The following is a 25,641-nucleotide window of genomic DNA, read 5'->3' on the forward strand; positions in this document are numbered from 1 at the left end:
CATAGCATGACGCTGCGACAATCTGCAGCAGCCGCGCTTGCTGGGCGTGACACTCTGCCATCTGCCACTGTGGCGCGCGAGGACGACAATGTTGATATTGCGTCCTTTCCGGGATCGCACCGGGACGACATCATGGCAAAGAAGTTTCCGATTCACCCCCAGCACCCCGAGCGCCTGTGCTGGGGCTGCGACCACTACTGCCCCGCCGGCGACATGCGATGCGGCAACGGCCAGAGCCGCACGCAGCATCCGGCCGAACTGCTCGGCGACGACTGGTTCGAACAAGGCGACTGGGGCATCGAAGTCGACGCGTCCGGCAAAAGCGTCGCGCTGTGACCGGCGAAATCAAATATGCATGCCGCCAGCCACCTCGATGCGCTGCGCGTTCACCCACCCAAAGTCATCCGACAATAAACCCGCGATAACCGGCCCCACGTCAGTCGGCAATCCCGCGCGGCCGAGCGCGGTGTGTTCCGCCACCGCTTTATTGACCTCCGGATTGTCCCGCACGATGCCGCCGCTAAAGTCGGTCGCAATGGCGCCTGGCGCCACGACGTTGACCGCGATTCGGCGCGGCGCGAGTTCGAGCGCCATATAGCGCGTGAGCGCTTCGACCGCCGCCTTCATCGGCCCATAAATCGCGCGGCCCGGAAACGCGAAGCGCGCAAGCCCCGAGGAGACGTTCACAATCCGGCCGCCGTCATGAATGAGCGGCAGCAGCTTTTGCGTCAACAGAAACGGCCCCTTGAAGTGCACCGCGAACTGCGCGTCGAGTTCCGCTTCGGTGCCGGCGGCAAGCGTGGCAGTGGAAGAAATTCCGGCGTTGTTCACCAGATAATCGAAGCCCGTGGCGTTCAGCGTTCCGAGCGCTTCTCGCAGGCGCGCAACGAAGTCGTCGAACGCGCCAGAATTCGCCATGTTCAGTTGCAGGGCGATCGCCTGGCTGCCCGCCTCTGCAACCTGCGCACAAACCTTCTCGGCCTCGGCCCGATTGGTGTTGTAAGTAAAGACCGTGCGGACGCCGCGGCTTGCCAGCCGCAGAACGGTGTCGCGGCCAATGCCGCGGCTGCCGCCGGTGACGACCGCGATTTTCGGGCCCGACTGACCGCCGTTGTTCGTTGCCATTTGGCACCTCTCGCTAGTTTGGATGGCGTCGATTCTCCGCCTGGCGCCACCGGCGAGTGAATACCCGAACCTGCCCGATTCTTGCCTATTCCTGCTTCGCTGACTAACATGCCTCGGCGCCCTTTCCCTCTAGCGATCCTTAGCGAGCCGCCATGACGAACGAACTGGCCGCCGCCCTGCTGCGCTACACGCAAACGCAGCCCGGCACGAGCCCATACAGCACCGCGGTCGACGGACTGCTCATTCTGCGCTCCGACCACCCCGCGCCGCCCACGTTTCGCTCGGCGCGCCCGGCATTGTGCATCGTCGCTCAAGGCGCAAAATGGGCCAGTTTCGGCGGGGCGCAACTCGAATACCGGGCCGGTCAGGCGCTCGTGGTCGGCGTTCAAACGCCGTCGCGGGGCCGCGTGTTCGAAGCGAGCCCGGACAAACCTTGCCTGGTTCTGATTCTCGAACTGGACCTGGCCATGCTGCGCGCCGTGGCGAAAGAGATGTCGCCTGCGCCCGCGCCGGCGGCAGAGGCGAGCCGCGGCGTGTTCGTCGCGAACTTCGACGGCCCGCTTGCCGATTGCGCGCTGCGCGCCGTGCGCCTGCTGGAAACGCCCGACGCGATCGCCATGCTGTACCCCATGCTCATGCGCGAGATCTGCTACTGGCTGCTAAGGGGTCCGAATGGATCTGAAATCGCTCGGCTCGCGTCGACCGAAAGCCCTTCTCTCAGCCTGCTGCGCGCGGTAGAAAATTTGCGGGAGCGGTTTGCCGAGCCCGTGCGGGTGGAACACCTGGCGGCGCTTGCCCAGCTCAGCGCGTCGGCGTTTCACCGCCAGTTCAAGGCGCTGACGGGGCTGCCGCCCCTTCAATACCAGAAGCAGTTGCGGCTTCTGGAAGCCCGCCGACTGCTGCTCTCGCTTTCGATGAGCGTACAGGCCGCCGCATTCGAAGTGGGATACGAGAGCGCCTCGCAGTTCAGCCGGGAATACACGCGGATGTTTGGCGCGCCACCGAAAAAAGACTCGACCCAGGCGAAGGCAATGCGCGAGGCCGCTTAGGTGACATAGGTGACCTAGGTGACTTAGGTGGCTTAACTGGCGTATGTGACACGCGGCGCGAAAGCGATGCGTCCGCTTTCGCGCCGTGCGCGTCATCGATCAAACGTCACTTGCCGTACACGTCGAAGTCGAAGTACTTCTTCTCGATCTTCTTGTACGTACCGTCCTTGATGATGCTGGCAATCGCGCCGTCGATCTTCGTCTTGAGCGCGGTGTCTTCCTTGCGCAGGCCGATGCCGGCGCCGTTGCCAAGCGTCGCCGGATCGTCGAGGTCGCCGCCCGCGAAGCTGTAGCCCTGGCCGCGCGGCGACTTCAGGAAGCCCACTTCGGCCTGCACGGCGTCTTGCAGCGCCGCGTCTACGCGGCCGGCCAGCAGGTCCTGATAGACCTGATCCTGGTTCTGGTAAGGCACGACCTCCACGCCAGCCGCCGCCCAATGGGCCTTGGCGTAGGTCTCCTGAATCGTGCCCTGCTCCACGCCCACGCGCTTACCCTTGAGCGATTCCGCGGTCGGCATGATGCCCGAGCCCGTCTTGGCGACGAGACGCGTCGGCGTGTTGAACAGCTTGTCCGAGAACGCGATCTGCTCTTTGCGTGCGGGGGTCATCGACATCGACGAGAGCACGCCGTCGAACTTGCGCGCCTTGAGCGCCGGGATCATGCCGTCGAAGTCGTTTTCGATCCAGACGCATTTCGCATTCAGACGGTGGCAGATCTCGTTGCCGAGATCGATGTCGAAGCCAACCAGTTTGCCGTCCGGTGCTTTCGATTCAAACGGCGGATAGCTCGCATCGACACCAAAGCGAATGGTGTCCGCCGCAAATGCTCCGGAGCTGGCCGTGACGGAGATCAAGGCAATAGACACGGCTGCAAACAACTTTTTCATGGGATCCCCCTAGGTTCTGGATATACAGGGTGGTCAAGACATGGACTCCGCCCGCAGGGTTGCGGCACGGACGTTCCCCAGCGGCGCGCGCCGCAAGCGTGGTCGACGCTGCGGGTGCACCTGCGCCGGGCAAGGTAGCAGTCCAGAATACACGCGTCGAGATGTCAAAAACACGCGGAAACACCTATGGCGCGGGAGAACCCTGGGAGAAACGCAGGCCGAATGGGGCCAACCCGCTTGCCTGGCAGGGAAGACCCTTAACCGGTCGCAGGAGGATTGAAGGCGGCTTATCCGAACGTCCAGTTGCTCTTGCCCGCGCGAGCCGCGCGCCGCAAGCGCTTGACGCGGTACATCTCATGGTCCGCCTGGTCGAGCGCCTGCTGCGCGCTCACGAAGCGAACCGCCACGCATCCGGCGGCCGCCCCCCCATATTGCAGACGCATGCTCGGCAAGGTGTATTCCCCTGCCGTCACTGAGGAAACATGGCTCGCGACGGCTTCGGCCATGCTCGCCGCCTGATCGTAATCGGCCGGCCCCGATGCAACGAATGCGAACTCGTCGCCGCCAATGCGCGCAAGCAGACCTCGATCGGCAGTCGCCGCCAGCAAACGCCCGGCGCACGATTGCAGGAACTGGTCGCCCACCGCATGGCCGCGTTGATCGTTTAGCTCCTTGAAGCCGTCCAGGTCGATCATGCAAACCACGACATACGAGCCGTCCGAAGCGGCCTGCGCCATCAGGCGGCCGAGTTCCTCATGCAGCGCGCGCCGGTTCGGCAGCTCCGTCATGTCGTCGATCAGGGCGCGTTGTGCCAGGTGCTCATTGGTGAGCGTGAGTCGTTCGATGAGCCGTTCGCGCTCGATATGTTCCGAGATCAGTTTGGCAAAGACGTTGAGCGCGCCGCGCGCCCGTGAGCTGACTTCGCGGCTCTCGCGGCTAATGCCGCATAGCGTACCGATGACGGCGCCGCCTTGCGCGCAGACCGGCGCGCTGGCATAGGTGCAGATCCCGAGTTCGGAGGCCGCGCGCGAGTCGCCCCAAATGTCCCTGACGTTGCTGACCACGCGCCGCCCGCTTTCCAGACTGCGCTTGCACAAAGTGTCGAACCACTGAACCTGCAAGCCCTCCATGATCTCCACGTCGCCGTCGTTGCGCGAATAGAGGACGGTCTGCACCTCGCGGCTGAAGTCGACCGATGTCAGGTAGGTGGACTCAAGTCCGGTCAATATTCCAAGCATCTCGAGAAGCGGCCGCACGAGACCTTCCAGATTCTGGGCCGCAACAACCTTCTGGGAAAGGCGCTCAAGCAATTCATCCATATTGGCTATTCACTGTAAAACAATTGAAACCCTGTTTTGGCAACGGTCCTTCCAGCCGGGTTTTTGTGCGAATTACAGTAGCAGGTTTTTTATGACGAATCCACGCCGCTTTATCCCTCGCTTTTTCCCTGATTGCGGGCGAGCGTATTAGCGCATTAGAAGCGCGGCACCGGCTGAACGATGTGACGGACTTCGCGGCGAAATTCGCGGCGGACTTCGCGAAGCCTCCAGACGCAGCGGCGCGAGCGGGCCGCACGCGTGCCCGCACTGTCGCGCAATCGGGACAGCGTGCTTTCCGCCTCGATGGCCGCTGTATCGAAAGCGCTGCGCGAAAGATCGATCAAAGCGGGCGAGTCGGGGTTTCGCTCATCGGGAACGAACACACGGGCGAGTTCGAAAAGAATGCGCTTGAACATGGGCGGATATCCGGCATGACCACCGTTGCGGACGCCATTGCCCGAGAAGTGATTGACTTGCCCGGTACGACGCGCCGGGCCGCACGAAGCCGGCGTCGCTGCCGGTTTCGTCAGCGAGAATTCTCCCTGGAATAAATTTACCAGGCAAGCATTTATGCAGCGCGATTCAACGGGATTCGGCCAGGTAGCGCGCTTCGCCCTCTTCGGCATCCGATGTCATGATGACGCGATTACGCCCCGCGGCCTTCGCGACATAAAGCGCAGCGTCGGCCCGCACCATCGCGCTCCCCAGTGTATCGGCCGGCACGAACCGGCCAACGCCTGCGCTAAGCGTGCAGTGCACGCCTTCGGCGGACGACCGCTCGACAGCGAGCCTCAGCGCATTCGTCAACGTCGCTGCGTCGTGCTTTTGCGCGTAGGCGAACAGGATCGCGAACTCTTCGCCACCCAACCGGCCGAACAGATCGCACGATCTCAACTGGCCGGTGACGACCGAGGCGACGTGCGAAAGAATACGATCGCCCACCGCGTGGCCAAAGCCGTCGTTCACGGCCTTGAAATTGTCGATGTCGAGAATCGCGATCGACAAGGGATCGCCCTTCTCCCGCGCTTGCGAAAGCAGGACTTGCGCGCGGGCGATGAACTCACGGCGCGTGAGTGCGCCCGTTAGCTCGTCGATCGTCGCGAGCTTTTCCATTCTCCCGAGGATCCGGTCGTGAGCGAGCATCACCATGCCGATCGACATGCAGGGCAACGTGAGGATGGCGAGCCCGAGCAGCGCCACGTTCCACGGCGACGGCTGCACAAACGAAAGTGACGGCGCGGCGCCGAAGACAATCGCACCGATTCGCGCGACATAAACGAGCGCGCCGAGCCCGGCGGCCACGGCGATGAACCGGCATGCGTAGCGCGTGCCCTCGCGCGAGGCGTGCCGAAGCGCCAGCGTGGCTACCGCGAGCCGCCCGTAGATCAGGCCCAGCGAAACGAGCACGCCCCTCGCGTCGACGTTGGGCGACACCCACGTGAAATACACGAGCGCCGCACAAATGACGACCAGCGCTACGGATTCCGCGCCCCACACGGCACGCTGGCCGAAGAACTCGCGCGTGCCCTGCACGAGCAGCACCGCGGCGCCCAAAGTCGCGATCGAAGCGCCGGCAATCGTGATCCCGCCGGCCCGCGGCGCGGAGGTCACAATCCACGTGGAGGCGGCGGCGAGCAGCGCATAGCCCAGACACCAGCGGACCACGCCCGGCACGGCGGTTCGAATCAACGAGCCCAGGATGGCGACGCTCATCAGGCAAGATACGATCAAGATCCCGAATAGAGCGAAGGCGCTGAGCATGAGAACGGGCCGGGCGACGAAAGAAGAGAATCGGGACGCGCGCGGGAGCGCGCGATCGACGAAAGCCAATTGAAAATAATTTAAGCTGCAGTCACGCATGACACAGAAGCGCCGGGGACATATCGTATCGCAGGTTTCGCCTGGATCAATGCAGCTACGTGAAACCCGTGACGGATCGACGCTACACTAAATGGCTCCTGAGAACGCTACGAACGAGGGACTTCCCATGCCAGCACATGACACCGGCCGCGCAGTTCGACTTATCTGCGCCTTGCTTTGCGTGGTCTTCTGGCTCGGCGCATGCGCGGGGTTGGGCAAGGACGCGCTACAGGTCAGCGTGGCGGGGCTCGAGCCGCTACAGGGCGAAGGCATGGAGGTGCGCTTCAACGTGAAGCTGCGCATCCAGAACCCCAACGACGCGCCGGTCGAGTTTAGCGGCGTGTCGCTGCAGCTCGATCTCAACGGTCAGTCGTTCGCCAGCGGCGTAAGCGATCAAAGCGGCGTCGTGCCGCGCTTCGGAGAAACGGTGCTCGTCGTGCCGTTGACCGTGCCGGCATTCTCCGCCGTGCGCCAGGCTTTCGCTCTTGCGGGCCGGGCGCAGGCGGGCAGCATTCCCTACGAAATACGCGGGCGCCTGGCAGGCGGCATAGGCGGCGGCACGCGCTTCGTCGACCACGGCAAGCTTTCGCTGCCGACCGGGGGCCTGCTCGGCCCGTGACGCAGCGGCCGGCGGCGCGATATGCCGCCGCGGCTAGCCGCCCCGCTCAAGCGCAGCCGCCCGCACAGCCGGGCGCGGAGCGGCTTCTATCGGCACCTCGTGAAACCCATCGGCCTTGACCGGTTCACGGCCGTACTGGCATCTGCACGCCCGGCCCAAAAGCTGCTGACAAGCACACCGACACTCAGCCCCCGACGCGCGGCACGCTTCCTGCGCTGCGACTCTCGACCCGCCTGCCGCCTCACTGCGCTGCGCAGGCTCACGACCGAAAAGGGGGAGCGCCATGGAAGACATCGATCGACTTGCGGCTGAATACGCCACCGCACGCGCCGCGGAGCAGCCAATTGGACGCGTACGCGCCGCCGTTTCCTGGAGCGCGATCCTGGCCGGCGCGGTGGGCATGGCCGCCTTTTCCCTCATTCTGCTCACGCTCGGCACCGGCCTCGGCCTTTCGTCCCTCTCGCCATGGCCCGGGAGCGGCGCGCACGCGAAAACCTTCGGTGTGGCGGCCATTATCTGGATCTGCGTCACGCAAGTGATGTCCGCCGGCCTCGGCGGCTATCTTGCGGGGCGGCTGCGCCGGCACTGGCCCGGCATCGGCACCGACGAGACCCACTTTCGCGACACCGCGCACGGCTTTCTTGCCTGGGCGCTCGCCACACTCTTCTCCGCCGCTATCCTCACGTCGGCCATTTCAGGGCTCGCGCGCGAGGGCGTGAACGTGGGCGCGCAAAGCGCCGAACGCATGGCGAGCGGCACTGGCGCGCTCAACCGCGGCAATGCCCTCGCCGCCTACAGCACCTGGCCCATGGGCTATCTGATCGACGGCATGCTGCGCCCGGCCGCAGGCGCTGCGGCACCCGCCGCCACGGCGGCCACCTCAGGCGTTTCGGACACCTCGGGCGCGGACCAGGTCTTCGCGACCGCGCAACAGAAACAGGAGATCGCGCGCATCTTTCTCAACGGCCAGCCTGCCAGCGGCGCGCTTTCGCCCGAGGACAGCGACTACGTGGCGCGCATCGTGGCGCAAAAAACCGGACTCGCGCCAGCCGATGCCCGCGCCCGCGTCACGACCACCTGGTCGCGCTTGCAGGAAAAGGCGCAAGCCGAGGAAAGCGCCGCGCGCGCCGCGGTGGAAACGGCGCGCAAGGCGACCGTCCACGTGACGTTGTGGCTCTTCATCTCCCTGCTGATCGGGGCATTCGCCGCGAGTCTGATGGCGACGATCGGCGGCCGGATGCGCGAGTTTTGAAGCGACCTTTATCGACATGGCAATGACGCCAATATCCGAACCGTGAGGAGGCTGACATGCGCTCGATTCTTCTTTATCTGCTCGGCGTTCCGATTCCGATCATCATTCTCATCGCGCTCTTATGGCATTGAAGCGGCGGCGTTACGACTGCTCGATTAGCGCCTTGATGCGCTCGGCCTGCTCCGCATCGACCGGGTTGTAGACGATCATGTGGAGGTCCGGCCGGCCATCGACGGAAAACGCCGACTGCTCCAGCGCGATCAGCCCGAGCGTGGGATGGTGCAGGCGCTTCACAGTGTCGGCTTCCGCGTGCGTAGGCACTTCGTTGTCGCGCCATAGGGCGTCGAACTCGGGGCTGACGCTGCACAGTTCCTCGACGAGTTCACCTACCGCCGAAACGAGGCCCGCGCGCGCCACGTCGGCCCGGAACGCGCCCACCACGAAGCGTGCCACGCTGTCCCAGTCGTGCTGCTTGGCGCGCACGTCCGGATTGCAGAACAGGAAGCGCAGAATATTGCGCTGCCCGGGCGGCAGCTTGCCGTAGTCGGTCAGCACGATGGCGGCGGCGCGATTCCACGCCACGACCTCCCAGGTGGCCGTCTTGACGATGGCCGGGCTGAAGCGCAGCGAGTCGAGCAGGCGTTGCAGCCGCGGATTGACGCCGTCCACGGCCTTGTAGCGCACTTCGGGCGGGCGCCCGAGCCCCAGCATGAAGAGGTGCTCGCGCTCCGGATCGGTGAGCATCAGCGCGCCGCATATGCGCTCGAGCACCTCCGGCGAAGGCGCACCGCCGCGACCCTGTTCGAGCCACGTGTACCAGGTCGGACTGATGTTGGCGCGCTGCGCCACTTCTTCGCGGCGCAGCCCCGGCGTGCGCCGGCGGCCGCTGAAGCCAAAACTCGCCGGGTCGAGCCGCGTGCGGCAACGCCTCAGGAAGTCGCCGAGCGAGCCCGCCGAATGAATCGGAATGGAGAGCCTGTTAGTCATCTTAATATGATGAGCTCACTACTTTAACGGTATAGAAAATTTGGAGATAGTACGCCAGTCATGACCCAGGAGAGATGACCATGCGTATTTTTCTGACCGGTGCGACCGGCTTCATCGGCTCGGCGCTCGTGCCGGAACTCATCGAAGCCGGCCACGAGGTAATCGGCATGACCCGCTCCGAAGCCGGCGCGCAGGCGCTCGCCAAGGCGGGCGCGCGCGTGCATCGCGGCACGCTGGAGGAGCCGCAGACATTGCGCCGCGGCGCGGAGCAGGCAGACGCCGTGATCCATACCGCCTTCGATCACGACTTCTCGCGCTTCGTCGAGAACTGCGAAAAGGACCAGCGCGCCATCGCGGCGCTCGGCGCCGCGCTCGCCGGGTCCGATCGACCGTTGCTCATTACCTCCGGCACCGGCGTCGGCAGCGGAGCGCACGGCGAACTGGCGAGCGAAGATGTCTTCGATGCGAGCCATCCCAACCCGCGCATTGCGTCCGAACTGGCCGCGCACCTGCTGCTGGAACAAGGGCTCAACGTGGGCGCGGTGCGGCTGCCGCAGGTCCACAATCCGTTTCGTCAGGGGCTCATTACGCCGCTCGTCGCGATTGCGCGCGAAAAAGGCGTTTGCGCCTACGTGGGCGACGGCCTGAACCGCTGGCCGGCTGGCCATCTGTCCGACGTCGTGCGCCTGTACCGGCTCGCCGTGGAAAAAGGACAGCCCGGCGCGCGTTACCACGCGGTCGGCGAGGAAGGCGTGAGCAGCCGCGCAATAGCCGAGGCGCTGGGCCGCGGGCTTGGCCTGCCGGCCGTTTCGATCGCGCTGGAGGACGCGGCCGCGCATTTCGGGTGGATGGGTATGTTCGTCGGCATGGACATGCCTGCTTCGAGCGCGCTCACCCAGGCGCGGCTCGGCTGGCGCCCGACCGGTCCGACGCTCATTGCCGATCTGAACGAAGCGCGCTTTGCTGAGGTGTGAGCTTCAGGTCGAGCCAGATGACTCCTATGCAATCCTGAATATCCTCACCTTTCAAGTCTCGTAGACTTGCCGTCTCGTGGTCGATAGCAGCCACGAGACACACCCGTGCACGATAAGACCGTCGCAGCGCTTACGCCGGGTCGCGTCGCGCGTCCTGCGCGCGCAACGCCTGCGCGAATCTGCCCGGATCCCAGTCCTCGCGCAGCGCGCGCAGCATGAGCGCCTGCTGGCTTTCCGGCGCGAGGCCGCCCACGGGCGGGTCGCGGTCGAGATTCGTGGGAAACGGGTAGCCCTCCGCGCAGGACGCGATCGCCGCAACGGTCGCCAGATCGACTGCAACGCCCTGGCGGCGCTCGCGCAGCACGGGATAAACCGCTTCGCACATGCTCGTGCGGTCGAGCGCCTCCATGGCGCGCCCCATCGCCGACGAAACCTGCAGCAGGTTCGCCATGCGCTGCACGTCGGCCGTGCGGTTCGCACCCGCCGCATGAAATAACGCGGGATTGAAGAACAGCGCGTCGCCCTTTGCGAGCGGCAGCTGTACGCAATGCGCTTCGAAATACTCACGGAAATCGCCGCGCCGCCATGCAAGATAGCCCTCTGCATAGCGTTGTGAGTACGGCAGGAGTTTCGTCGGCCCGCTCTCGACCGGCATATCGCTGTGCGCCACCGCCCCCTGGAGCGTGAGGAAAGGCGACACGCGATGCACGTGCGCCGGATAGCGTTGCGCCTCCTCGATCGTCTGGAATCCCAGGTGATAATCGCGGTGCGCCTCCTGCGCCGCGCCGCCAGGACGCACGACGTTGACCTGCGAGGTCGTCTGATAGCACGGTCCCAGCCACGCCTCGCAAATGGCCATGAGCGGCAGGTTTGCGAAGTAATCGACGAATACGCCGGGCGCTTTCAGGCAGAGCTTCTGTTGCGCATTCCAGATGCGGTCGTTCGCGCCTGCCTTGGCAAAATGGTCTGCACCGCTTGCGCCCTGCTCCCGCTCGTCGCGAATGATCGATTCGAACACGGCGGTCGCTTCGTCCACGGGCCGCGTGTTCGCGTAAGCGCGTACAAGCACGAGCACGCCAGCGCCGTCGCACAGCACGTACGCCCACTCGGCCTGCAACTGCGCGCGCTGCGCCGCGTCGTCGAGCACGGTCTGGAGTGCCTGGCAGTCGTACACGGGAATGCGCTGCCGCACATCGCTGGCAAAACGCAACGGGCTGCCGTCGTCTCGCAGCCGGTTCACAAATGCATCGAGCGAGCATTCGCGTTCGGCGTACCATTGCCGCCCCAAATCCGCCGAAGATGTCTCGTGCTGATTCATGCGTCTGCCTCCAGTTTGACTCAAGCATAACGTTGGCACCGGGCGCCGTGGATACCAAAAATCTATCGAAAACACATCAGCAAGGCGCAGGCACGGCGTCGCACACCTCTGTCACGCCAATGCAAAGCCATCCTTGAACGTCTGCCGCAGAAACTCCGTGAAGTGCTTGACCGCACGCGGCACCTGCGCCCCATACGGCCGCACGACGTGCAGTTGCGAAGCAAACGCGCCCACCGGCCGCCAGTTGGGCAGCAGCACTACGAGCTTGCCCGCCTGCAGGGCGGCCTGCGCGCTGAAGTCGGGCAGCAGCGCGATGCCGAGATGTTCGAGCGCCGCGTCGCGCAGCGCTTCGCTGTTGTTCGCCGAGAATGGGCCGTTCACCGTCACTGTCTCGCGCGCGCCTTCCGCTCGGCGGCCGGCTCTTTCAAACGACCACACCCCCGCACCCAACGCGCGCGGATAGAACAGACAGTCGTGCTGCGCGAGATCGGCTGGCGTTTGCGGCGTGCCGCGCTGCTTGAGGTAAGCGCGCGTGGCGACGATGACCGAGCGCGTGTCGCACAGTTTCCACGCCACGTGCGTTTCGGGCACCTGCGCGCTATGGCGGATCGCGAGATCGAACCCTTCGCTCGCAATCGAGGTGAGCCGGTCGGAGAGTTCCAGTTGCACGCGCACTTCAGGATGCGCGCGCGAAAACTGCGCTAGCCGCGGCACCAGTTGCTGGCGCGCGAAGGCCACGGGCGCGGTAACGCGCACGGTGCCGCGCGCAACATCGGCCATCTCGCGCACGCTCGCAAAACTCGCGGCGATGCTGTCGAATTGCGCGCGCGTGTCTTCCACGAGGCGCAACCCCGCTTCCGTGAAGCGCACGCTGCGCGTGGTGCGCTGCACAAGCGGTACGCCCGCCACCCGCTCCAGTTCGGCAATGCGCTGGCTCACTGCCGCCTTGCTCACGCCGAGGCGCGCCGCCGCCGCGGTGTAGCTGCCCTGGGTGGCGAGCACATTGAGCCAGTGCAAATGCGTCCAGAGCGCCTCGACTCGCTGCGTATCCATGAGTGAAAGTCCGCCTCAAAGCTCGTGATTCCCGCGCCGATACTAGCATGCCGCCCGGCAATCTTTCACAGACTTCGCGAGCGATTGTTCACCGTTGAAAACAATCAATTCAGCGACAGAGCCTTTCCCGGGCCCCGCGGTCTCCGTAGACTGACGGCACGTACTCACCAGACGAGGAGATGACATGCAGGCTTACACCGATTCCGCAGACGTGATCCACTTCATCGGCGGCAAGACCGAACGCGGCACGGGCGACCGTACGCAAGCGGTCTTCAACCCCGCGACCGGCGCCGCCGCGCGCCGCCTCGTGCTGGGCGAAGTGGCCGATGTGGACGCCGCCGTGGCGAGCGCGAAAGCCGCGTTCCCGGCCTGGCGCGACACGCCGCCGATTCGCCGCGCGCGCGTCATGCTGCGTTTTCTCGAACTGATGAACCGCCACAAGGACGAACTCGCAGCCATCATCACGGCCGAGCACGGCAAGGTGTTCTCCGACGCGCAGGGCGAAGTCGCGCGCGGCATCGACGTGATCGAATTTGCCTGCGGCATTCCACAACTGCTCAAGGGCGACTACACCGAACAGGTTTCCACGGGCATGGACAACTGGACCGTGCGCCAGCCGCTGGGTGTCGTGGCCGGCATCACGCCGTTCAACTTCCCCTGCATGGTGCCGTGCTGGATGTTCCCGGTGGCGCTCGCAGCGGGCTGCACGTTCATCCTCAAGCCTAGTGAGCGCGATCCTTCCCCTTCGCTCTTCATGGCACGCCTGCTCAAGGAAGCCGGCCTGCCCGACGGCGTATTCAACGTTGTGCAGGGCGACAAGGTCGTGGTCGACGCCCTCCTCGCGCACCGCGACGTGAAGGCCGTGAGCTTCGTGGGCTCCACGCCGATCGCGAACTATATCTACGAAACCGGGGCGAAGCACGGCAAGCGCGTGCAGGCGCTGGGCGGCGCGAAGAACCATATGGTCGTGATGCCCGACGCGGATATCGAACAAACCGTGGATGCGCTGATCGGCGCGGGCTACGGCTCGGCCGGCGAGCGCTGCATGGCGATCTCGGTGGCCGTGCTGGTGGGCGACGTGGCCGACAAGATCGTGCCGCGCCTTGCCGAGCGCGCCCGCACGCTGAAGATCAGGAACGGCATGGAAGCCGACGCGGAAATGGGCCCGATCGTCACGAAGCAGGCGCTCGAGCGCATCGAAGGCTATATCGCGACCGGCGTGGAAGAAGGCGCGACGCTCGTGGTCGACGGGCGCGGCCTGAAGGTCCCCGGCCATGAGAATGGCTTTTTCACCGGCGGCACGCTGTTCGACAACGTCACGCCGGAAATGCGCATCTACAAGGAAGAGATCTTCGGGCCGGTGCTCGCCTGCGTGCGCGCCAAGGACTTTGCCGAAGCGGTGCAACTGATCAACGACCACGAGTTCGGCAACGGCGTGGCCTGCTTCACGCGCGACGGCAACGTGGCGCGCGAGTTCGGCCGCCAGATCGAAGTGGGCATGGTGGGCATCAACGTGCCGATTCCGGTGCCGATGGCATGGCACGGCTTTGGCGGCTGGAAGCGCAGCCTCTTTGGCGACATGCACGCGTATGGCGAAGAAGGCGTGCGCTTCTATACGAAGCAGAAGTCGATCATGCAGCGCTGGCCGGAAAGCACCGAAAAGGGTGCGGAGTTTTCGATGCCGGTGGCGAAGTAAAGATTGTTGGTGAGCGCAAAAAGCCCACTTCATGTGGGCTTTTTTTATGGTTCGTCGCGCAGGAGCACGTAGGCACTGCTTTACCTCTGCCCCCGCCGGGAGCAGAGGTGACACCGGCGAGCCGATTGGGAACACCCTACGCCGCCGTGGCCAACTGGCGCTGCTCTTCCACTGCGACATCGAGCGCCGCGCCCGTCTTCCACGACGACGTCGCGAGTTCCGCCAACTCAAGCGCCTTCACGCCGTCCTCGATCGTCGTGCGAACCGGCGTGCCCTTCGTCAGCGCCTGCACGAAGTGCGCCATTTCCGCGGCATACGCCTCGCGATACCGTTCGAGGAAGAACGGCTCGGGCACGTCTGTCGAAACCGCTGCCGCCGTCCACGCACTTACCTGCGTCGGGCGCACGTTGCCCGCCTGGAGCATGCCCATGCTGCCCAGCACTTCGAAGCGCTGGTCATAGCCATACGCGGCGCGCCGCGACGTGTTGATCTGGCAAAGCAGGCCGCGCCGCGTGCGAATGGTCACGGCCGTCGAATCGATATCGCCCGCCGCGGCCACTTTCGGGTCGGTCAGGCAACTGCCGGTGGCGTGCAGGCTTAGCGCTTCGTCGCCGAGAATCCAGCGGAACACGTCGAGGTCGTGAATCAGCATGTCCTTGAAAATGCCGCCCGAACTCTTGATGTAGTCCACGGGCGGCGCGCCCGGATCGCGGCTCGTGATGATCAGCATTTCCGGGTCGCCGATTTCGCCCTGCTCGATGCGTGCCTTGAGCGCCGCAAAGGTCGGATCGAAACGCCGCTGAAACCCGATCATGCAAACCACGCCATTGCGCCGCACCGCCTCGGCGCTTTCTCGCGAGCGAGCGACCGTCAGATCGACCGGCTTTTCACAGAACACCGCTTTGCCCGCGTTCGCGGCGGCGACGATCAAATCCGCGTGCGTATTCGTGCTCGAAGCGATCACCACCGCGCCAATGGCCGGATCTTCGAGCGCCTGCGCCACGCTGGCTACCTGTGCGCCGTGCGCGTGCGCGAGCGCCTGCGCGGAAGGCGCATGCCTGTCCACGACGTATTTCAATCGCACGCCCGGCTGGCGAACCAGATTTGAAGCGTGAATCTTGCCGATTCGACCCGCACCGAACAAAGCAAACTCAATCATTACGTTCTCCGTTATGTCTCTTCCAGACGTGGCCTCTACTGCGATGTCGATGAACTACGAATACGCTCTCAACGCGCGCGGCGCTTGCGATATTGATCGGCGATCACGGCGGCAACGATGATTCCGCCTTTCACAATTTCCTGAATATAGGAGTCGATGCCGAGGAAAATGAAGCCGCTCGAAATCACGCCCAGAATCAACGCGCCGATCACGGTGCCGGTAATGCGCCCCACTCCGCCCGCGAGACTCGTGCCGCCGATCACGGCTGCGGCAATCGCGTCGAGTTCGTACGAAAGGCCCATGCCCGACTGGCTGGTTTGTGCACGCGCCGACACCACCACGCCCGCCAGCCCGCTCAGCAGCCCCGCGATTGCGTAGACGGCGATCAGGTTACGCCCCACGCCAATACCCGACACGCGCGCGGCCTGCACGTTGCCCCCGATTGCATAGAGACATTTGCCAAAGCGCGTATAGCGCAGCACGACATGAAAGATCAGGGCGGCTACGAGAAAGATCGCCACGGGCCGCGCGCCCGAGCCGATGGCCGAATAGGCGTCGGTGAACATGGAGATCGGCTGGCCGTGCGTGTAATAGCGCGCCAGGCCGCGTGCCGACACCATCATGCCCAGCGTGACGATGAACGGCGGCACATTCGAGCGCACGATCAGCGCACCGTTCAGGAGTCCGCACACGCCGCCCACGAGCACGCCTGCCAGCACGGGAACGAACACCGGCAAATCGGCCACGCCGGGAAACACCGTCGCACCAAAGCCGCCGGCCTGGGCGAAGCTCCCTGCGACCATGGCCGACAACGCGACGAGCGAACCCGACGACAAGTCGATGCCGCCCGCGATGATGACCATCGTGACGCCCACTGCGATGAGCCCGATCTCCGAAACGCGCAGGACCATGATCAGCAATCCTTGCGGGTTGTAGAGAAACGACTGGCCGCGTTCGATCCAGCCCAGCGCCTCGAACACGAGCGCAATGGCTACGAGCACGACGAGAATGCTGGTTTCCTGGGGGAAGCGCCACTTGCGGGGCGCTGCGGCCGCCGCGTCGGCGGCGCCGTTGATCGCTGATACTCGCATGTCCGTCTCCTTCTCTTGCGTCGAATTGTCGATTTGCCGATGTGCCGGATTCAGATCCGCTCGCCCGATGCGAGCGTCATGATGGCTTCCTGCGTGGCGCGCTCGCGCGGGAGAATGCCGCTCACCGTGCGCTCGTGCATGACCACCACGCGGTCGCTCATGCCGAGCACCTCAGGCAACTCCGATGAAATCATGATGATTGCGGCGCCGCTGCGCGCAAGCTGCGTGATGAGCGCGTGAATCTCGGCCTTGGCGCCCACGTCCACGCCGCGCGTGGGCTCATCGAGAATCAGCAGCCTGGGTTGATTGAGCAGCCACCTGGCGAGCAGCACTTTCTGCTGATTGCCGCCACTCAGGTTTTCGATAATCTGCGCGAGTCCCGGCGTTTTCACTTTCAGGCTTCGGCACATCCGCTCGCACTCTTCGTCCATGCGCTGCTGCCGTACGAAGCCAAACGCGCAATGCCGCTTGAGCGACGAAATCTGCATGTTTTCGCCCACGGAAAGCTGCATGAAGAGTCCCGTGCCCTTGCGGTCCTCGGTCAGGAACGCCACGCCGGCGCGAATGGCGTCTGCAGGCGAGCGGATCGCTTTTGCCTTACCGTCGAACAGCAATTCGCCTTGATCTGCGGGATACATGCCGAAGATCGATTCCATGACCTCGGTGCGGCCCGAGCCCATCAGACCCGCCACGCCAAGAATCTCGCCATAGCGCACATCGAAACTCACATTCGCAAAAGCACCGCGACGGCCGAGATGGCGCACCGAGAGCGCCACTTCGCCTATCGGCACCGTCTCCTTCGGGAACACTTGCGTCAGTTCGCGTCCCACCATCGCGGCGATCAACGACGGCTTGTCGAATTCGCACGCGGCGCGCGTGACGATATGGTGTCCGTCGCGGAAGATCGAAATGTCGTCCGCGATCTGGAACACCTCGTCCATCTTGTGGGTGATGTAGATGATCGCCCTGCCGCGTGCTTTCAGCTGCGCAATGATACGAAAGAGGTGCTCGACTTCCTTGTCCGTGATGGCCGAAGTCGGCTCGTCCATGATCAGCAGGTCGGAATCGAACGACACGGCTTTCGCGATCTCCACCATCTGCCGGTTCGCAATGCTCAGCTTGCCTAACTGAATTTGCGGATCGATCTCGATGCCAAGCTGCTGGAACAGTTCGCGCGTGCGCCGGTTCAGTGCGCCGTGGTCAACCAGGCCAATGCGGTTGCGCGGCTCGCGCCGTATCCAGATGTTTTCCGCCACCGTCATGTCGGGCAGCAGGTTCAGCTCCTGGTGAATCATGGCAATGCCGCGGTCGAGCGCGTCGCGCGGCGACTTCAGCGTGACGGGCTCGCCTTTGAAGCGCAACGTTCCGCCATCGGGCGCATACACGCCTGCGATGATCTTCATCATCGTGGACTTGCCCGCGCCGTTCTCGCCCATCAAGGCATGAACGCGTCCCGCATGGATGTCGATGGAAACATCATGGAGCGCAATCACGCCGGGAAATGCCTTGCGGACGTGCTGCGCCGCAAGTAGCGGGACGAAGAAGGCGGCCTGCGTTGCGTGCGCCGCCGGTGCTGCGATAGTCGAATCTGGCATGATCGCTCTCGCCTGGAAAACTGCTTGAGAAGACAAACTGCCCGGAGCGAGCGCGGCTTAGCGGTTCACGAAGCCCTTGTAGTTATCAGGCGTCACAAGCTGATAGGGAATCCACGCTTCGCTCTGCACGCTCTTGTCGCCGCCGGCGACCTTCGCTGCCATGTCGACGGCGGCCTTGCCCTGGCCCTTGCCGTCCTGAAACACGGTCACGGCGAGGTCGCCCTTCGACATCGCAAACAAGGCGTCCTTCGTGGCGTCGACGCCGCCCACCAGCACCGTCTTCGGCGAGACCCCGGCCTGGCGCATCGCGATCAGCGCACCGAGCGCCATCTCGTCGTTGTTGGCGGCGATGGCGTCGAACTTCTTGCCCGCGCTGAGCCACTGGCTCATCAGATTGATCGCCTGGCTGCGGTCGAAATTCGCCGTCTGCTCCGCGACGATATGAATGCCCGGATTCTTCGAGAGGATGTCCTTCACGCCGCGTGTGCGGTCGCGCGTGGCGTCGGTCGAGAGTTCGCCGAGCATGACCGCGATATTGCCGTGCCCGCCCAGTTTTTTCGCGAGGTACTCCATTTGCAGATGACCCGCTACGAGACTGTCCGACCCCACGAAATACGCGCCGTTGCCCATTGGCTCGTCGGGCTTGCGGTTGACGTACACGATTGGAATGCCGCCTTTGCGCGCGGCGTTGGTCATGCGTTTCGTTGCGGACGCATCGGCCGGGTTCACGATAATGGCCGCCACATGCTGCGCGACGAACGCTTCGACCTGGCTCACCTGGCGGCCCACGTCGCCTTGCGCGTCTTCGAAGTCGAGCGTCACGTTCTTCGCCTTTCCTTCCGCGGCCATGGACTCGCGCACGGTGGTAAGGAAGTTATCGTCGAAGTGCGCCATGGTCACGCCTATCGTCGAGCTGGCCGATGCAGAAAAGGGGATGGCAGCTGCCAGCGCGAACGCAAGCAGCGAGCGGGTGAGGATGTTCATGGCTGTCTCCGTATGTTTGTCGGTTTTGCGCGCTGGTTAATGGCCGAGCGCTTTTTCCGGCGCGCAAAACCTCTGCTGCCGTGCGAGGCAGAATCAACTGCGCACGGTCAGTTACGACTTCGGTACTGCGGGGTGACGCAGATAAGCCGCGACCAAGCCTTAAGCGGCCTCGCGCAAGCTCGCGGCTTCGAGCGCTTCGCGGATATGGCTCATGCTCGCCGCGAGGCGCTGTTCGATATCGCTCGCCTGTGCGATTTCATCGGCGAACGGTTCGTACGAGGCGTAACCGCGATAGCCACGCGCGCGCAGCACCGCGAGCTGACGCACGTTGCCGAGACGGTCGTTGCGGCCCACGAGCACGCGATGGCCGTCGCGCATCTCGTCGACTTTCAGCGTGCTTACTTCCACGCCCGAGATGTGCACGAGGCCGGTGAGATCAGGATAGAAGATGTCTTCGCCCGCGAGGTGATGATGAAAGGTGTCGTGCACGAGTTTGAAATGACGCTCGCCTGCCGCGTCATAAATGCCCTTTACCGCGTCGGACTTGCGGCGCAGCGCGCACTCTTCGAAGCCGAGCGTTTCCACGAGTCCCAGTAGGCCGTGATCTTCGAGAATGGGCTTGAGTTGCGCGAGCGCGGAGACCAGGTCGGCGTGACGCTCGCCCGGCGAGCGATTGTCGAGCAGCGAATTGGTGGGGCACAGAACGAGCGCCTTCGCGCCGCACTCGGCGGCATAGCGTGCGAGCGCAACGGCTTCGCGCATGCGCGTCGCATCGAATTGCTCGAAGCGCTGCAGCGCGTTGATCGAGAGAATGGTGAGCCCACCCGCAACGCACGCCGCCTTGATTTGCGCGGCGGGCGTGCCATCGGTCATTTCAATGCCCGGCAGATCGTTGCGGATCTCAATCGCATCGATGCCCAGTCGCTGGCACAGCCCCACATACTCGGGAAAGCCGAGCTTGGGCGCGCTCATGCGGTTGAGGGAAAACTGCTGCACGTCTCGCATCGTTGTCTCCTGTCGATTGCCAAGCTGTTGGTTTCTTCATCTGCCTGCGCGATGTAGAAAAGGTAGGCGACCCATTGACGCGCCTCAACGAAAAGATTGATGATTTTTCGTCAGCGGCAGCGCGGCAAAAAACTGCGCTTCGTGCTGCAATGCCACAACGCCGCGCGCGACAAATGCCGGCAGGAAAACAAAACAGATGGAGACGCCCCATGACGGACACCGCTTCGCCGCGCCGCAAGCGCACGGCGCGTTTCGTGGAGATTGCCGAAGCCGCGGGCGTGAGCCCCGCCACGGTCGACCGTGTGCTCAACGAGCGCGGCAGCGTGTCCGCCGCGATGCGCACGCGCGTCGTCGCGGCCGCGCGCCAGCTCGGCGTGCCGCGTGTGTTACCCGAACCGCATCACGGGCTCGTGCATATCGACGTCTTGCTGCCGCAAAACAACACGCCGTTTTTCCAGCGGCTGACGCAGGGCCTTGAACGCTCCATGCAAATGCTCGACCGGCGCATCGTGCTGCATCGGCAGTTCCTGCCCGAAGCCGACGACACCGTGATTACTCGCGCCATCCTGAAGCCGAATTACAAACGCGCGGGCCTGATCGTGACCACGCACGACACGGCCCAGGTACGCGACGCGCTGCGCACCGTGATCGCCCAGGGCGAGGCCGTGGTGACGATGGTCACCGATATCGAAGCGGTCGAGCGTGTGCATTACGCGGGCATCGACAACCGGCTTGCGGGACGCACGGCGGGCTATTTCGTCGGGCGCCTCGCGAAAGCGCCTGGCCGCGTGCTGCTGATCTGCTCGCGCAAGGACTATCACGCGCATATCGAGCGGATCAGCGGGTGCCGCGAGCAATTGGCCGAATCGTTTCCGCACCTCGTTTGCGACGAGGAAGCGGTGGAAACGCTCGACGACGTGGACCAATGCCATCGCGCGGTGCTCAAGTCGCTCAAACGCGGCGGCGTGGTCGGCATCTACAACAGCGGCTATGCGTCGGCGGGCATCGAGGCCGCGTTGCGCAAGGTGGGCGCGGTGGGAAAAATCGTGTGGGCAGGCCACGAAATGCTCGACCTGCACCGCCAGTACATCGAGCAGGGGACGATGGATATCGCCATCGACCAGGACCCCGACGGCCAGGTCATCTCGGCGCTGCAGCATGCGCTCAACGCATGCGGCGTGCTCGAAACGCCCGCGCCTCCGGGGCCGGTGGAGTTCCGGATTTTCTGCTCGGCGAATGTGCGACGCAATCCGTATCTGGGTGTCGGGAATTGACCTTCCCGTTTCAGGCTGCGGCGCTTTCGCGCGCAGATTCCTTCTCGACGTCTAGCCACAGCTCGCGAATCCAGTCGCGCATGAGCAGCGATTCGCGCCAGCGGTCGGTCGTGTCGTTGCCGTCCGGGCCAATGATCGCGTAAGGCTGCGGCCCCAGCTCGCAGGTGAACGCGAGCGTCTCGTCCGCGCCCGCACGCTTGCGCCACGAATGAAAGCCGTAGCGCCACCAGTCGAGAAAGAGATCCACCCATTTGCGGTGCGGCGCGAACGATAGCTCGATCTGCACCTGTTCGCGGCTCGCCACGCGGCCATGAAACGCCCAGGAAGCATCGAGGATGCGATGCATGAGCGCGTGATTCTCCTGCGATACCGGCCATGCGAATTCGCGCCCCACGAGGTAGTGCGATATGTCGCCGAGCAGCCTGAGGTCGGGGCGCGCGTCGAGCAGATCGAGCGTGAAATACAGGTCCGTCGTCATGCGGTCGCGATGCGTTTCGATGTAGACGGGTATGTTCACCTGGTCGGCGAGGCGCTGCCAGCCGTCCAGCAACGCGAGCGCCTCGCGCTGCGTGCGCGGGCGCACGTCGGGTTGAAGGTCGACATGGTGCAGACCGAATTCGGTGGCAAGCTCGAGCACCGGCTGCAGGTCGTCCACGGTCGTGGGGAAGCACTGGCCTTCCGCCGCCAGCCCGTATGTCTTGCGTAGTTCCGCGAGACGTTTTACGTCCTCGCGATTCGTGCAGTGCGCGCTCACGCCGTCGAACCCCGCTTCGGCGATCATCCGCACATTGTCTTCGAGCGTGCGCTCGTAGCCGTCGGTGTGGCGGCGTTCCATCGACCAGAGCGACTGGAACACCAGGAGTCGTTGCGCCATCATGTCTCCGTATTTTGTATCAAAGCAGGCTCTTGAGCTTGACCTCGGGGTTTGCCAACGCATCTGGCAACTGCGCCGGCGCAATCGCCACACCGCGCTCCACCAGCATACGCGCCAGCTTCATTTCCTTGGCAAGCGCACTGGCCGGTCCGAATCCGCTCGCGCCAACGAGGCGTTGGTCGCCACCGAGTTCGAAGTGGATTTCCGCGTCGCCAGCCAGGGTGCGCACGACCGAACTCACGCCAAGCGCCGGCTCGCCCGCAACCTGCAACTGGTGATCGTACTGATCGGACCAGAACCAGGGCAACTCGCGATACGCGTCGTGAGCACCGAGCATGTTGTGCGCCGCTACGCGTGCCTGGGTTTCCGCGTTGTGCCAGGTTTCCTGGCGAATGCGATGCGAACCGAAACGGCTCGGAAACAGCGCCACGTCACCGGCGGCATAAATGCCGCGCACGGAGGTCGCGAGTTCCTCGTCCACGACGATGCCGCGCTCGACTTCGATGCCGGCCGCACGTGCGAGCCCATCGGCAGGCTCGATGCCAATACCGACGATCACCGTATCGGCGCGCAGCGTATCGCCGTTTTCCAGCAGCACGTTGAGCGTGCCGTCGCTGAGCCGCTCGATTGCCTGCGGCGCGCAGTTCGGCAGAATACGCACGCCATTGCGCTCATGCAGCGCATGAGCGCGCGCCGCGATCACAGCGGGCACGGCGCGGCCCATGAGTCGCGCACCACCTTCGATAAGCGTGACGTCGCAGCCGCGCGCGCGGGCCGAGGCCGCGACTTCGAGCCCGATGAACCCGCCGCCCACGACGACGATGCGCGACCCCGCCGCAAGCCGCGGCCCGATTGCCGCTGCGTCGTCCAGCGTGCGCAGGGTCAGCACATTCGCGAGCGTCGCACCCGGAATCGTGAGGCGCCTCGCGTGACCGCCCGTTGCCAGCAGCAGTGCCTCGTAGGCGAGCGTCGCGCCGTCGCCCAGTTGCAGCGTGCGCGCCACGGGATCGATCGCCTGCACAGTCGCCACGATGTGCTCGACGTTATCCTCGCGCCAGGCTTCGGGCGAGCGCAGGCCGCATTGCGAGGGGCTGCGCTCACCCGTCAGGAGTGCTTTGGAAAGCGGCGGGCGCTCATACGGCAAATGCGGCTCCGAACCGATCAGCGCAATGCGGCCGCGCCACCCCGCTTCGCGCAACGTCTGGGCGGCGCGCCCGCCAACATGGCCCGCCCCGACAATCGCCATCACCCGTTCCGTGGCCGTCATCTTGTGTCTCCCCTGGTTTTCACACCGTTTCCGGCTGCTTGAATGTGTTCCACTCGGCGCCCGGCACAGGCCGCTTCACGTGATATGAGGGATCGCGAGTCTGGCGTACGAGCGCGGGCAAGATCTCCGCGTAAGCCGCGATCGTGCTGCTGTATGAAGGCGGCATGTCCGGCTTGATGACCTCATGCAGTCGCGGCAACGCGTGGAATGGCACCATCGGAAACATGTGGTGCTCGACGTGATAGTTCATGTTCCAGTAGAGAAATCGGAACACGGGATTCATCATGACCGTGCGGCAGTTCTTGCGATGGTCGAGCACGTTCTCGGGCAGCCCCGCGTGCTGTGTGAGCCCGAAGTAGAGATAGAGCCACGCGCCGTACAGGCTCGGCAGACCGATATAGAGGAGCGGCAGCGGCGAGCGCAGCGCGATGCACGCGCCGATCACCATCGCATAGACCAGCAGCGTGAGCCGTGCTTCGCGCACGACCTTCGGCCACTCGGAAGCGGGCACATAGGTCTTTTCTTCCGCACCGATCCGGCCAAACGCGCACGCGACGATCTTCGGCACTTCGCCCGCCACATGCTTGATCGCGAAAACGTTGAGCAGCAGCGCAGCCCAGTCGGTCGGGCGCGGCGCGGCGATCTCGGGGTCGCGGCCGACGACGAGCGTGTCGGTATGGTGGCGCGCATGGGTCCAGCGCGTGACGGTCGGGCGGCGGAACACCTGGAACGAGGCGAGCTGGTAGACCACGGTGTTCATCCAGCGCGTCTTGAATGCCGTGCCGTGTCCGCATTCGTGCCAGCGCGAATCGGCGGGGCTGCAATAGAGCGTGCCGTAGAGGAAGAACGCGGGAATCGCCCACAGCGAATGGGCGTGCCACGCGAACCATGCGAGTACGCCGCTCGCGACGATGGCCGCGTACCAGAAGAACGTGTCGCGCATGGCGCGCGCGTCGCCGCGCTGCATGAGCGCTTTCATCGTGGCGCGCGGCACCGGGCACTTGTACCACTCGGCATTGACGAGCCCCGCGGCGCGCGCCGCTTCCCCTGCTCCGCCGATCAGCCTGTACGCCTCACGACCGGCTCCGCTTGCGCTGGTTTCCGTGTTCGACATCGATGTCTCCTTGATCCGGTTGTCCGTGCTTCGAGCAGCAACGTCTTTCTGGGATCAAACATAAGCGGCGCGCCGGTCGCGCTCAACGGAAACCTTGATGAAATTTCGTCAACTTGCGTCCAGGTGGGCGAGATCGTGGGCGTAATCCACGTGCTCCTGTTCGGCGCCGAGCATGCGCGAGATATCCGCGACGAGCGCGTCCACGGCCACGCGCACCTTCGACGGCATGTGCCTCGCCTTTTGCCGCACGACGTGAACTTCGCCGCCCATCACGCTCTTGCTGTCCATCACGAGTTCGAGCCGTCCGTCGCTCAAGTACGGCGCCATAAGCCAGCACGGCAGCCACGCGAGACCGGCGCCGGCGGCCGCCGCATCGGCAATCGCCAGCAGGTCGTCGAAGTACAGCCGCGACGCGAGCCGGCACTCCTCGACTTCGCCGCCGGGGCCGCGCACACGCCACGGCGGACTCTGCCCTGCGCGGCCATACGCGATGCCTGTATGCGTGGCGAGCGCGGCGACGTCCGCGGGCTTGCCGTGCTGCGCGAGATACGCAGGCGACGCGCAAATGCCCATGCGCTGCACGCCGAGCCGGCGCGCGACGAGCGTGCCGTAATCGGGCAGCGTGCCGATGCGCACGGCCAGATCGAAGCCGTCCTCGACGAGATCGGCCACGCGGTCGCTAAACGAAAGCTCGACATTCAGACGCGGATAGTCCTCCACGAGCCGCCGCACCACGGGGGCGACGCACTGACGCCCGAACAGCACCGGTGCGCTGATCCGCAAGCGCCCCGAAGGCTCGCGCCGGCCATGGTCGAAGGCGGCTTCCACCGCGCTCAGCTCGCTCAGCACGCGGCGGCACTGCTCGTAGTAGGCGTGGCCTTCGTCGGTGAGGCTCAAACTACGCGTGGTCCGGTGCAGCAGACGCACGCCCAGGCGCTGCTCGAGCCGCGCCACGATCTTCGCGACCGCGGAGCGCGTCACGCCAAGGCGCGCGCCCGCGGCTGAGAAGCTGCCCGCGTCCACGACGTCCACGAATTCGGCCACGCCGCTCAGACGATCATCCATTGCACTGACTCCTTTGTATCCCTTTCGGCAACAACGAAGGTCAAAAATCTCACCAATGTCGCCACACAAGCAACA

The 25,641-nt window shown here is 64.6% G+C and carries 24 protein-coding genes; 7 read left to right on the forward strand and 17 right to left on the reverse strand.

What is annotated here, in order from left to right; genetic code table 11:
• Window positions 1–132: 132 nt before the first annotated feature.
• Entirely contained in the window at window positions 133–336 is a 204-nt protein-coding gene (locus tag U5A58_RS23985) for a DUF3079 domain-containing protein (protein ID WP_321963309.1), read from the forward strand.
• 9 nt (window positions 337–345) lie between these two features.
• On the opposite strand, the gene U5A58_RS23990 is transcribed toward U5A58_RS23985, so the two are convergent.
• The gene (locus tag U5A58_RS23990) at window positions 346–1,125 is read right to left on the reverse strand and encodes an SDR family NAD(P)-dependent oxidoreductase (protein WP_321963310.1); all 780 of its coding nucleotides are present in this window, start codon (window positions 1,123–1,125) and stop codon (window positions 346–348) included.
• A gap of 152 nt (window positions 1,126–1,277) precedes the next feature.
• Between U5A58_RS23990 and U5A58_RS23995 the strand changes: the two genes are divergently transcribed.
• The gene (locus U5A58_RS23995) at window positions 1,278–2,174 is read left to right on the forward strand and encodes an AraC family transcriptional regulator (RefSeq protein ID WP_321963311.1); all 897 of its coding nucleotides are present in this window, start codon (window positions 1,278–1,280) and stop codon (window positions 2,172–2,174) included.
• A gap of 106 nt (window positions 2,175–2,280) precedes the next feature.
• Here U5A58_RS23995 and U5A58_RS24000 read toward each other — a convergent pair whose 3' ends face one another.
• The 4 genes from U5A58_RS24000 to U5A58_RS24015 all read right to left on the reverse strand — a co-directional run bounded on the left by U5A58_RS24000 (window position 2,281) and on the right by U5A58_RS24015 (window position 6,092).
• Window positions 2,281–3,060 (reverse strand): ABC transporter substrate-binding protein, encoded by a 780-nt coding sequence (locus U5A58_RS24000; RefSeq protein WP_321913320.1) that lies wholly within the window; start codon window positions 3,058–3,060, stop codon window positions 2,281–2,283.
• 287 nt (window positions 3,061–3,347) lie between these two features.
• Complete coding sequence (locus U5A58_RS24005; protein WP_321963312.1) at window positions 3,348–4,379, reverse strand: GGDEF domain-containing protein; 1,032 nt, start codon at window positions 4,377–4,379, stop codon at window positions 3,348–3,350.
• Window positions 4,380–4,534: 155 nt separating this feature from the next.
• The gene (locus tag U5A58_RS24010; protein ID WP_321963313.1) at window positions 4,535–4,795 is read right to left on the reverse strand and encodes a hypothetical protein; all 261 of its coding nucleotides are present in this window, start codon (window positions 4,793–4,795) and stop codon (window positions 4,535–4,537) included.
• A gap of 166 nt (window positions 4,796–4,961) precedes the next feature.
• On the reverse strand, window positions 4,962–6,092 hold the full coding sequence (locus tag U5A58_RS24015; protein WP_321963314.1) for a GGDEF domain-containing protein: 1,131 nt from the start codon (window positions 6,090–6,092) through the stop codon (window positions 4,962–4,964).
• 274 nt (window positions 6,093–6,366) lie between these two features.
• On the opposite strand from U5A58_RS24015, the gene U5A58_RS24020 reads away from it, so the two are divergent.
• A complete protein-coding gene (locus U5A58_RS24020; protein WP_321963315.1) occupies window positions 6,367–6,858 on the forward strand; it encodes an LEA type 2 family protein in 492 nt (163 codons plus the stop codon).
• A 283-nt stretch (window positions 6,859–7,141) separates the two neighbouring features.
• On the forward strand, window positions 7,142–8,110 hold the full coding sequence (locus tag U5A58_RS24025) for a hypothetical protein (protein ID WP_321963316.1): 969 nt from the start codon (window positions 7,142–7,144) through the stop codon (window positions 8,108–8,110).
• 141 nt (window positions 8,111–8,251) lie between these two features.
• Here U5A58_RS24025 and U5A58_RS24030 read toward each other — a convergent pair whose 3' ends face one another.
• Window positions 8,252–9,097 (reverse strand): helix-turn-helix transcriptional regulator, encoded by an 846-nt coding sequence (locus tag U5A58_RS24030; protein ID WP_321963317.1) that lies wholly within the window; start codon window positions 9,095–9,097, stop codon window positions 8,252–8,254.
• 80 nt (window positions 9,098–9,177) lie between these two features.
• Between U5A58_RS24030 and U5A58_RS24035 the strand changes: the two genes are divergently transcribed.
• Window positions 9,178–10,071 (forward strand): SDR family oxidoreductase, encoded by an 894-nt coding sequence (locus U5A58_RS24035; RefSeq protein ID WP_321963318.1) that lies wholly within the window; start codon window positions 9,178–9,180, stop codon window positions 10,069–10,071.
• Window positions 10,072–10,201: 130 nt separating this feature from the next.
• Here U5A58_RS24035 and U5A58_RS24040 read toward each other — a convergent pair whose 3' ends face one another.
• Window positions 10,202–11,389 carry a phytanoyl-CoA dioxygenase family protein gene (locus U5A58_RS24040; protein WP_321963319.1) on the reverse strand — a complete coding sequence of 396 codons (1,188 nt, stop codon included), beginning with the start codon at window positions 11,387–11,389 and terminating at the stop codon, window positions 10,202–10,204.
• A gap of 111 nt (window positions 11,390–11,500) precedes the next feature.
• Window positions 11,501–12,442 carry a LysR family transcriptional regulator gene (locus U5A58_RS24045; protein ID WP_321963320.1) on the reverse strand — a complete coding sequence of 314 codons (942 nt, stop codon included), beginning with the start codon at window positions 12,440–12,442 and terminating at the stop codon, window positions 11,501–11,503.
• Window positions 12,443–12,626: 184 nt separating this feature from the next.
• Here U5A58_RS24045 and U5A58_RS24050 point away from each other — a divergent pair, with 184 nt between their 5' ends.
• Window positions 12,627–14,138, forward strand: coding sequence for a CoA-acylating methylmalonate-semialdehyde dehydrogenase (locus tag U5A58_RS24050; RefSeq protein ID WP_321913310.1), 1,512 nt, complete (start codon window positions 12,627–12,629; stop codon window positions 14,136–14,138).
• A gap of 136 nt (window positions 14,139–14,274) precedes the next feature.
• On the opposite strand, the gene iolG is transcribed toward U5A58_RS24050, so the two are convergent.
• From iolG to U5A58_RS24075, 5 genes are all read right to left on the reverse strand, one after another.
• Window positions 14,275–15,297: an inositol 2-dehydrogenase gene (gene iolG / locus U5A58_RS24055; RefSeq protein ID WP_321963321.1), complete on the reverse strand. Its 1,023-nt coding sequence runs from the start codon at window positions 15,295–15,297 to the stop codon at window positions 14,275–14,277.
• A 68-nt stretch (window positions 15,298–15,365) separates the two neighbouring features.
• Window positions 15,366–16,388 (reverse strand): ABC transporter permease, encoded by a 1,023-nt coding sequence (locus U5A58_RS24060; RefSeq protein WP_321913308.1) that lies wholly within the window; start codon window positions 16,386–16,388, stop codon window positions 15,366–15,368.
• 50 nt (window positions 16,389–16,438) lie between these two features.
• Window positions 16,439–17,983, reverse strand: coding sequence for a sugar ABC transporter ATP-binding protein (locus U5A58_RS24065; RefSeq protein WP_321963322.1), 1,545 nt, complete (start codon window positions 17,981–17,983; stop codon window positions 16,439–16,441).
• A gap of 57 nt (window positions 17,984–18,040) precedes the next feature.
• The gene (locus U5A58_RS24070) at window positions 18,041–18,967 is read right to left on the reverse strand and encodes a sugar ABC transporter substrate-binding protein (RefSeq protein WP_321963323.1); all 927 of its coding nucleotides are present in this window, start codon (window positions 18,965–18,967) and stop codon (window positions 18,041–18,043) included.
• Between the two features lie 159 nt (window positions 18,968–19,126).
• The gene (locus U5A58_RS24075; protein ID WP_321963324.1) at window positions 19,127–19,972 is read right to left on the reverse strand and encodes a TIM barrel protein; all 846 of its coding nucleotides are present in this window, start codon (window positions 19,970–19,972) and stop codon (window positions 19,127–19,129) included.
• 209 nt (window positions 19,973–20,181) lie between these two features.
• On the opposite strand from U5A58_RS24075, the gene U5A58_RS24080 reads away from it, so the two are divergent.
• On the forward strand, window positions 20,182–21,246 hold the full coding sequence (locus U5A58_RS24080; protein ID WP_321963325.1) for a LacI family DNA-binding transcriptional regulator: 1,065 nt from the start codon (window positions 20,182–20,184) through the stop codon (window positions 21,244–21,246).
• A gap of 10 nt (window positions 21,247–21,256) precedes the next feature.
• Here U5A58_RS24080 and U5A58_RS24085 read toward each other — a convergent pair whose 3' ends face one another.
• The 4 genes from U5A58_RS24085 to U5A58_RS24100 form a co-directional block, all read right to left on the reverse strand.
• A complete protein-coding gene (locus U5A58_RS24085) occupies window positions 21,257–22,120 on the reverse strand; it encodes a sugar phosphate isomerase/epimerase (RefSeq protein ID WP_321963326.1) in 864 nt (287 codons plus the stop codon).
• 19 nt (window positions 22,121–22,139) lie between these two features.
• Window positions 22,140–23,387, reverse strand: a complete 1,248-nt coding sequence (locus U5A58_RS24090; protein ID WP_321963327.1) for an NAD(P)/FAD-dependent oxidoreductase — start codon at window positions 23,385–23,387, stop codon at window positions 22,140–22,142.
• Window positions 23,388–23,406: 19 nt separating this feature from the next.
• A complete protein-coding gene (locus tag U5A58_RS24095; RefSeq protein WP_321963328.1) occupies window positions 23,407–24,501 on the reverse strand; it encodes a fatty acid desaturase family protein in 1,095 nt (364 codons plus the stop codon).
• A 108-nt stretch (window positions 24,502–24,609) separates the two neighbouring features.
• On the reverse strand, window positions 24,610–25,566 hold the full coding sequence (locus U5A58_RS24100; protein ID WP_321963329.1) for a LysR family transcriptional regulator: 957 nt from the start codon (window positions 25,564–25,566) through the stop codon (window positions 24,610–24,612).
• Window positions 25,567–25,641: the final 75 nt, after the last annotated feature.

Origin of the sequence: Paraburkholderia sp. J7 (assembly GCF_905220155.1) — a bacterium.
Taxonomy (GTDB): domain Bacteria; phylum Pseudomonadota; class Gammaproteobacteria; order Burkholderiales; family Burkholderiaceae; genus Paraburkholderia.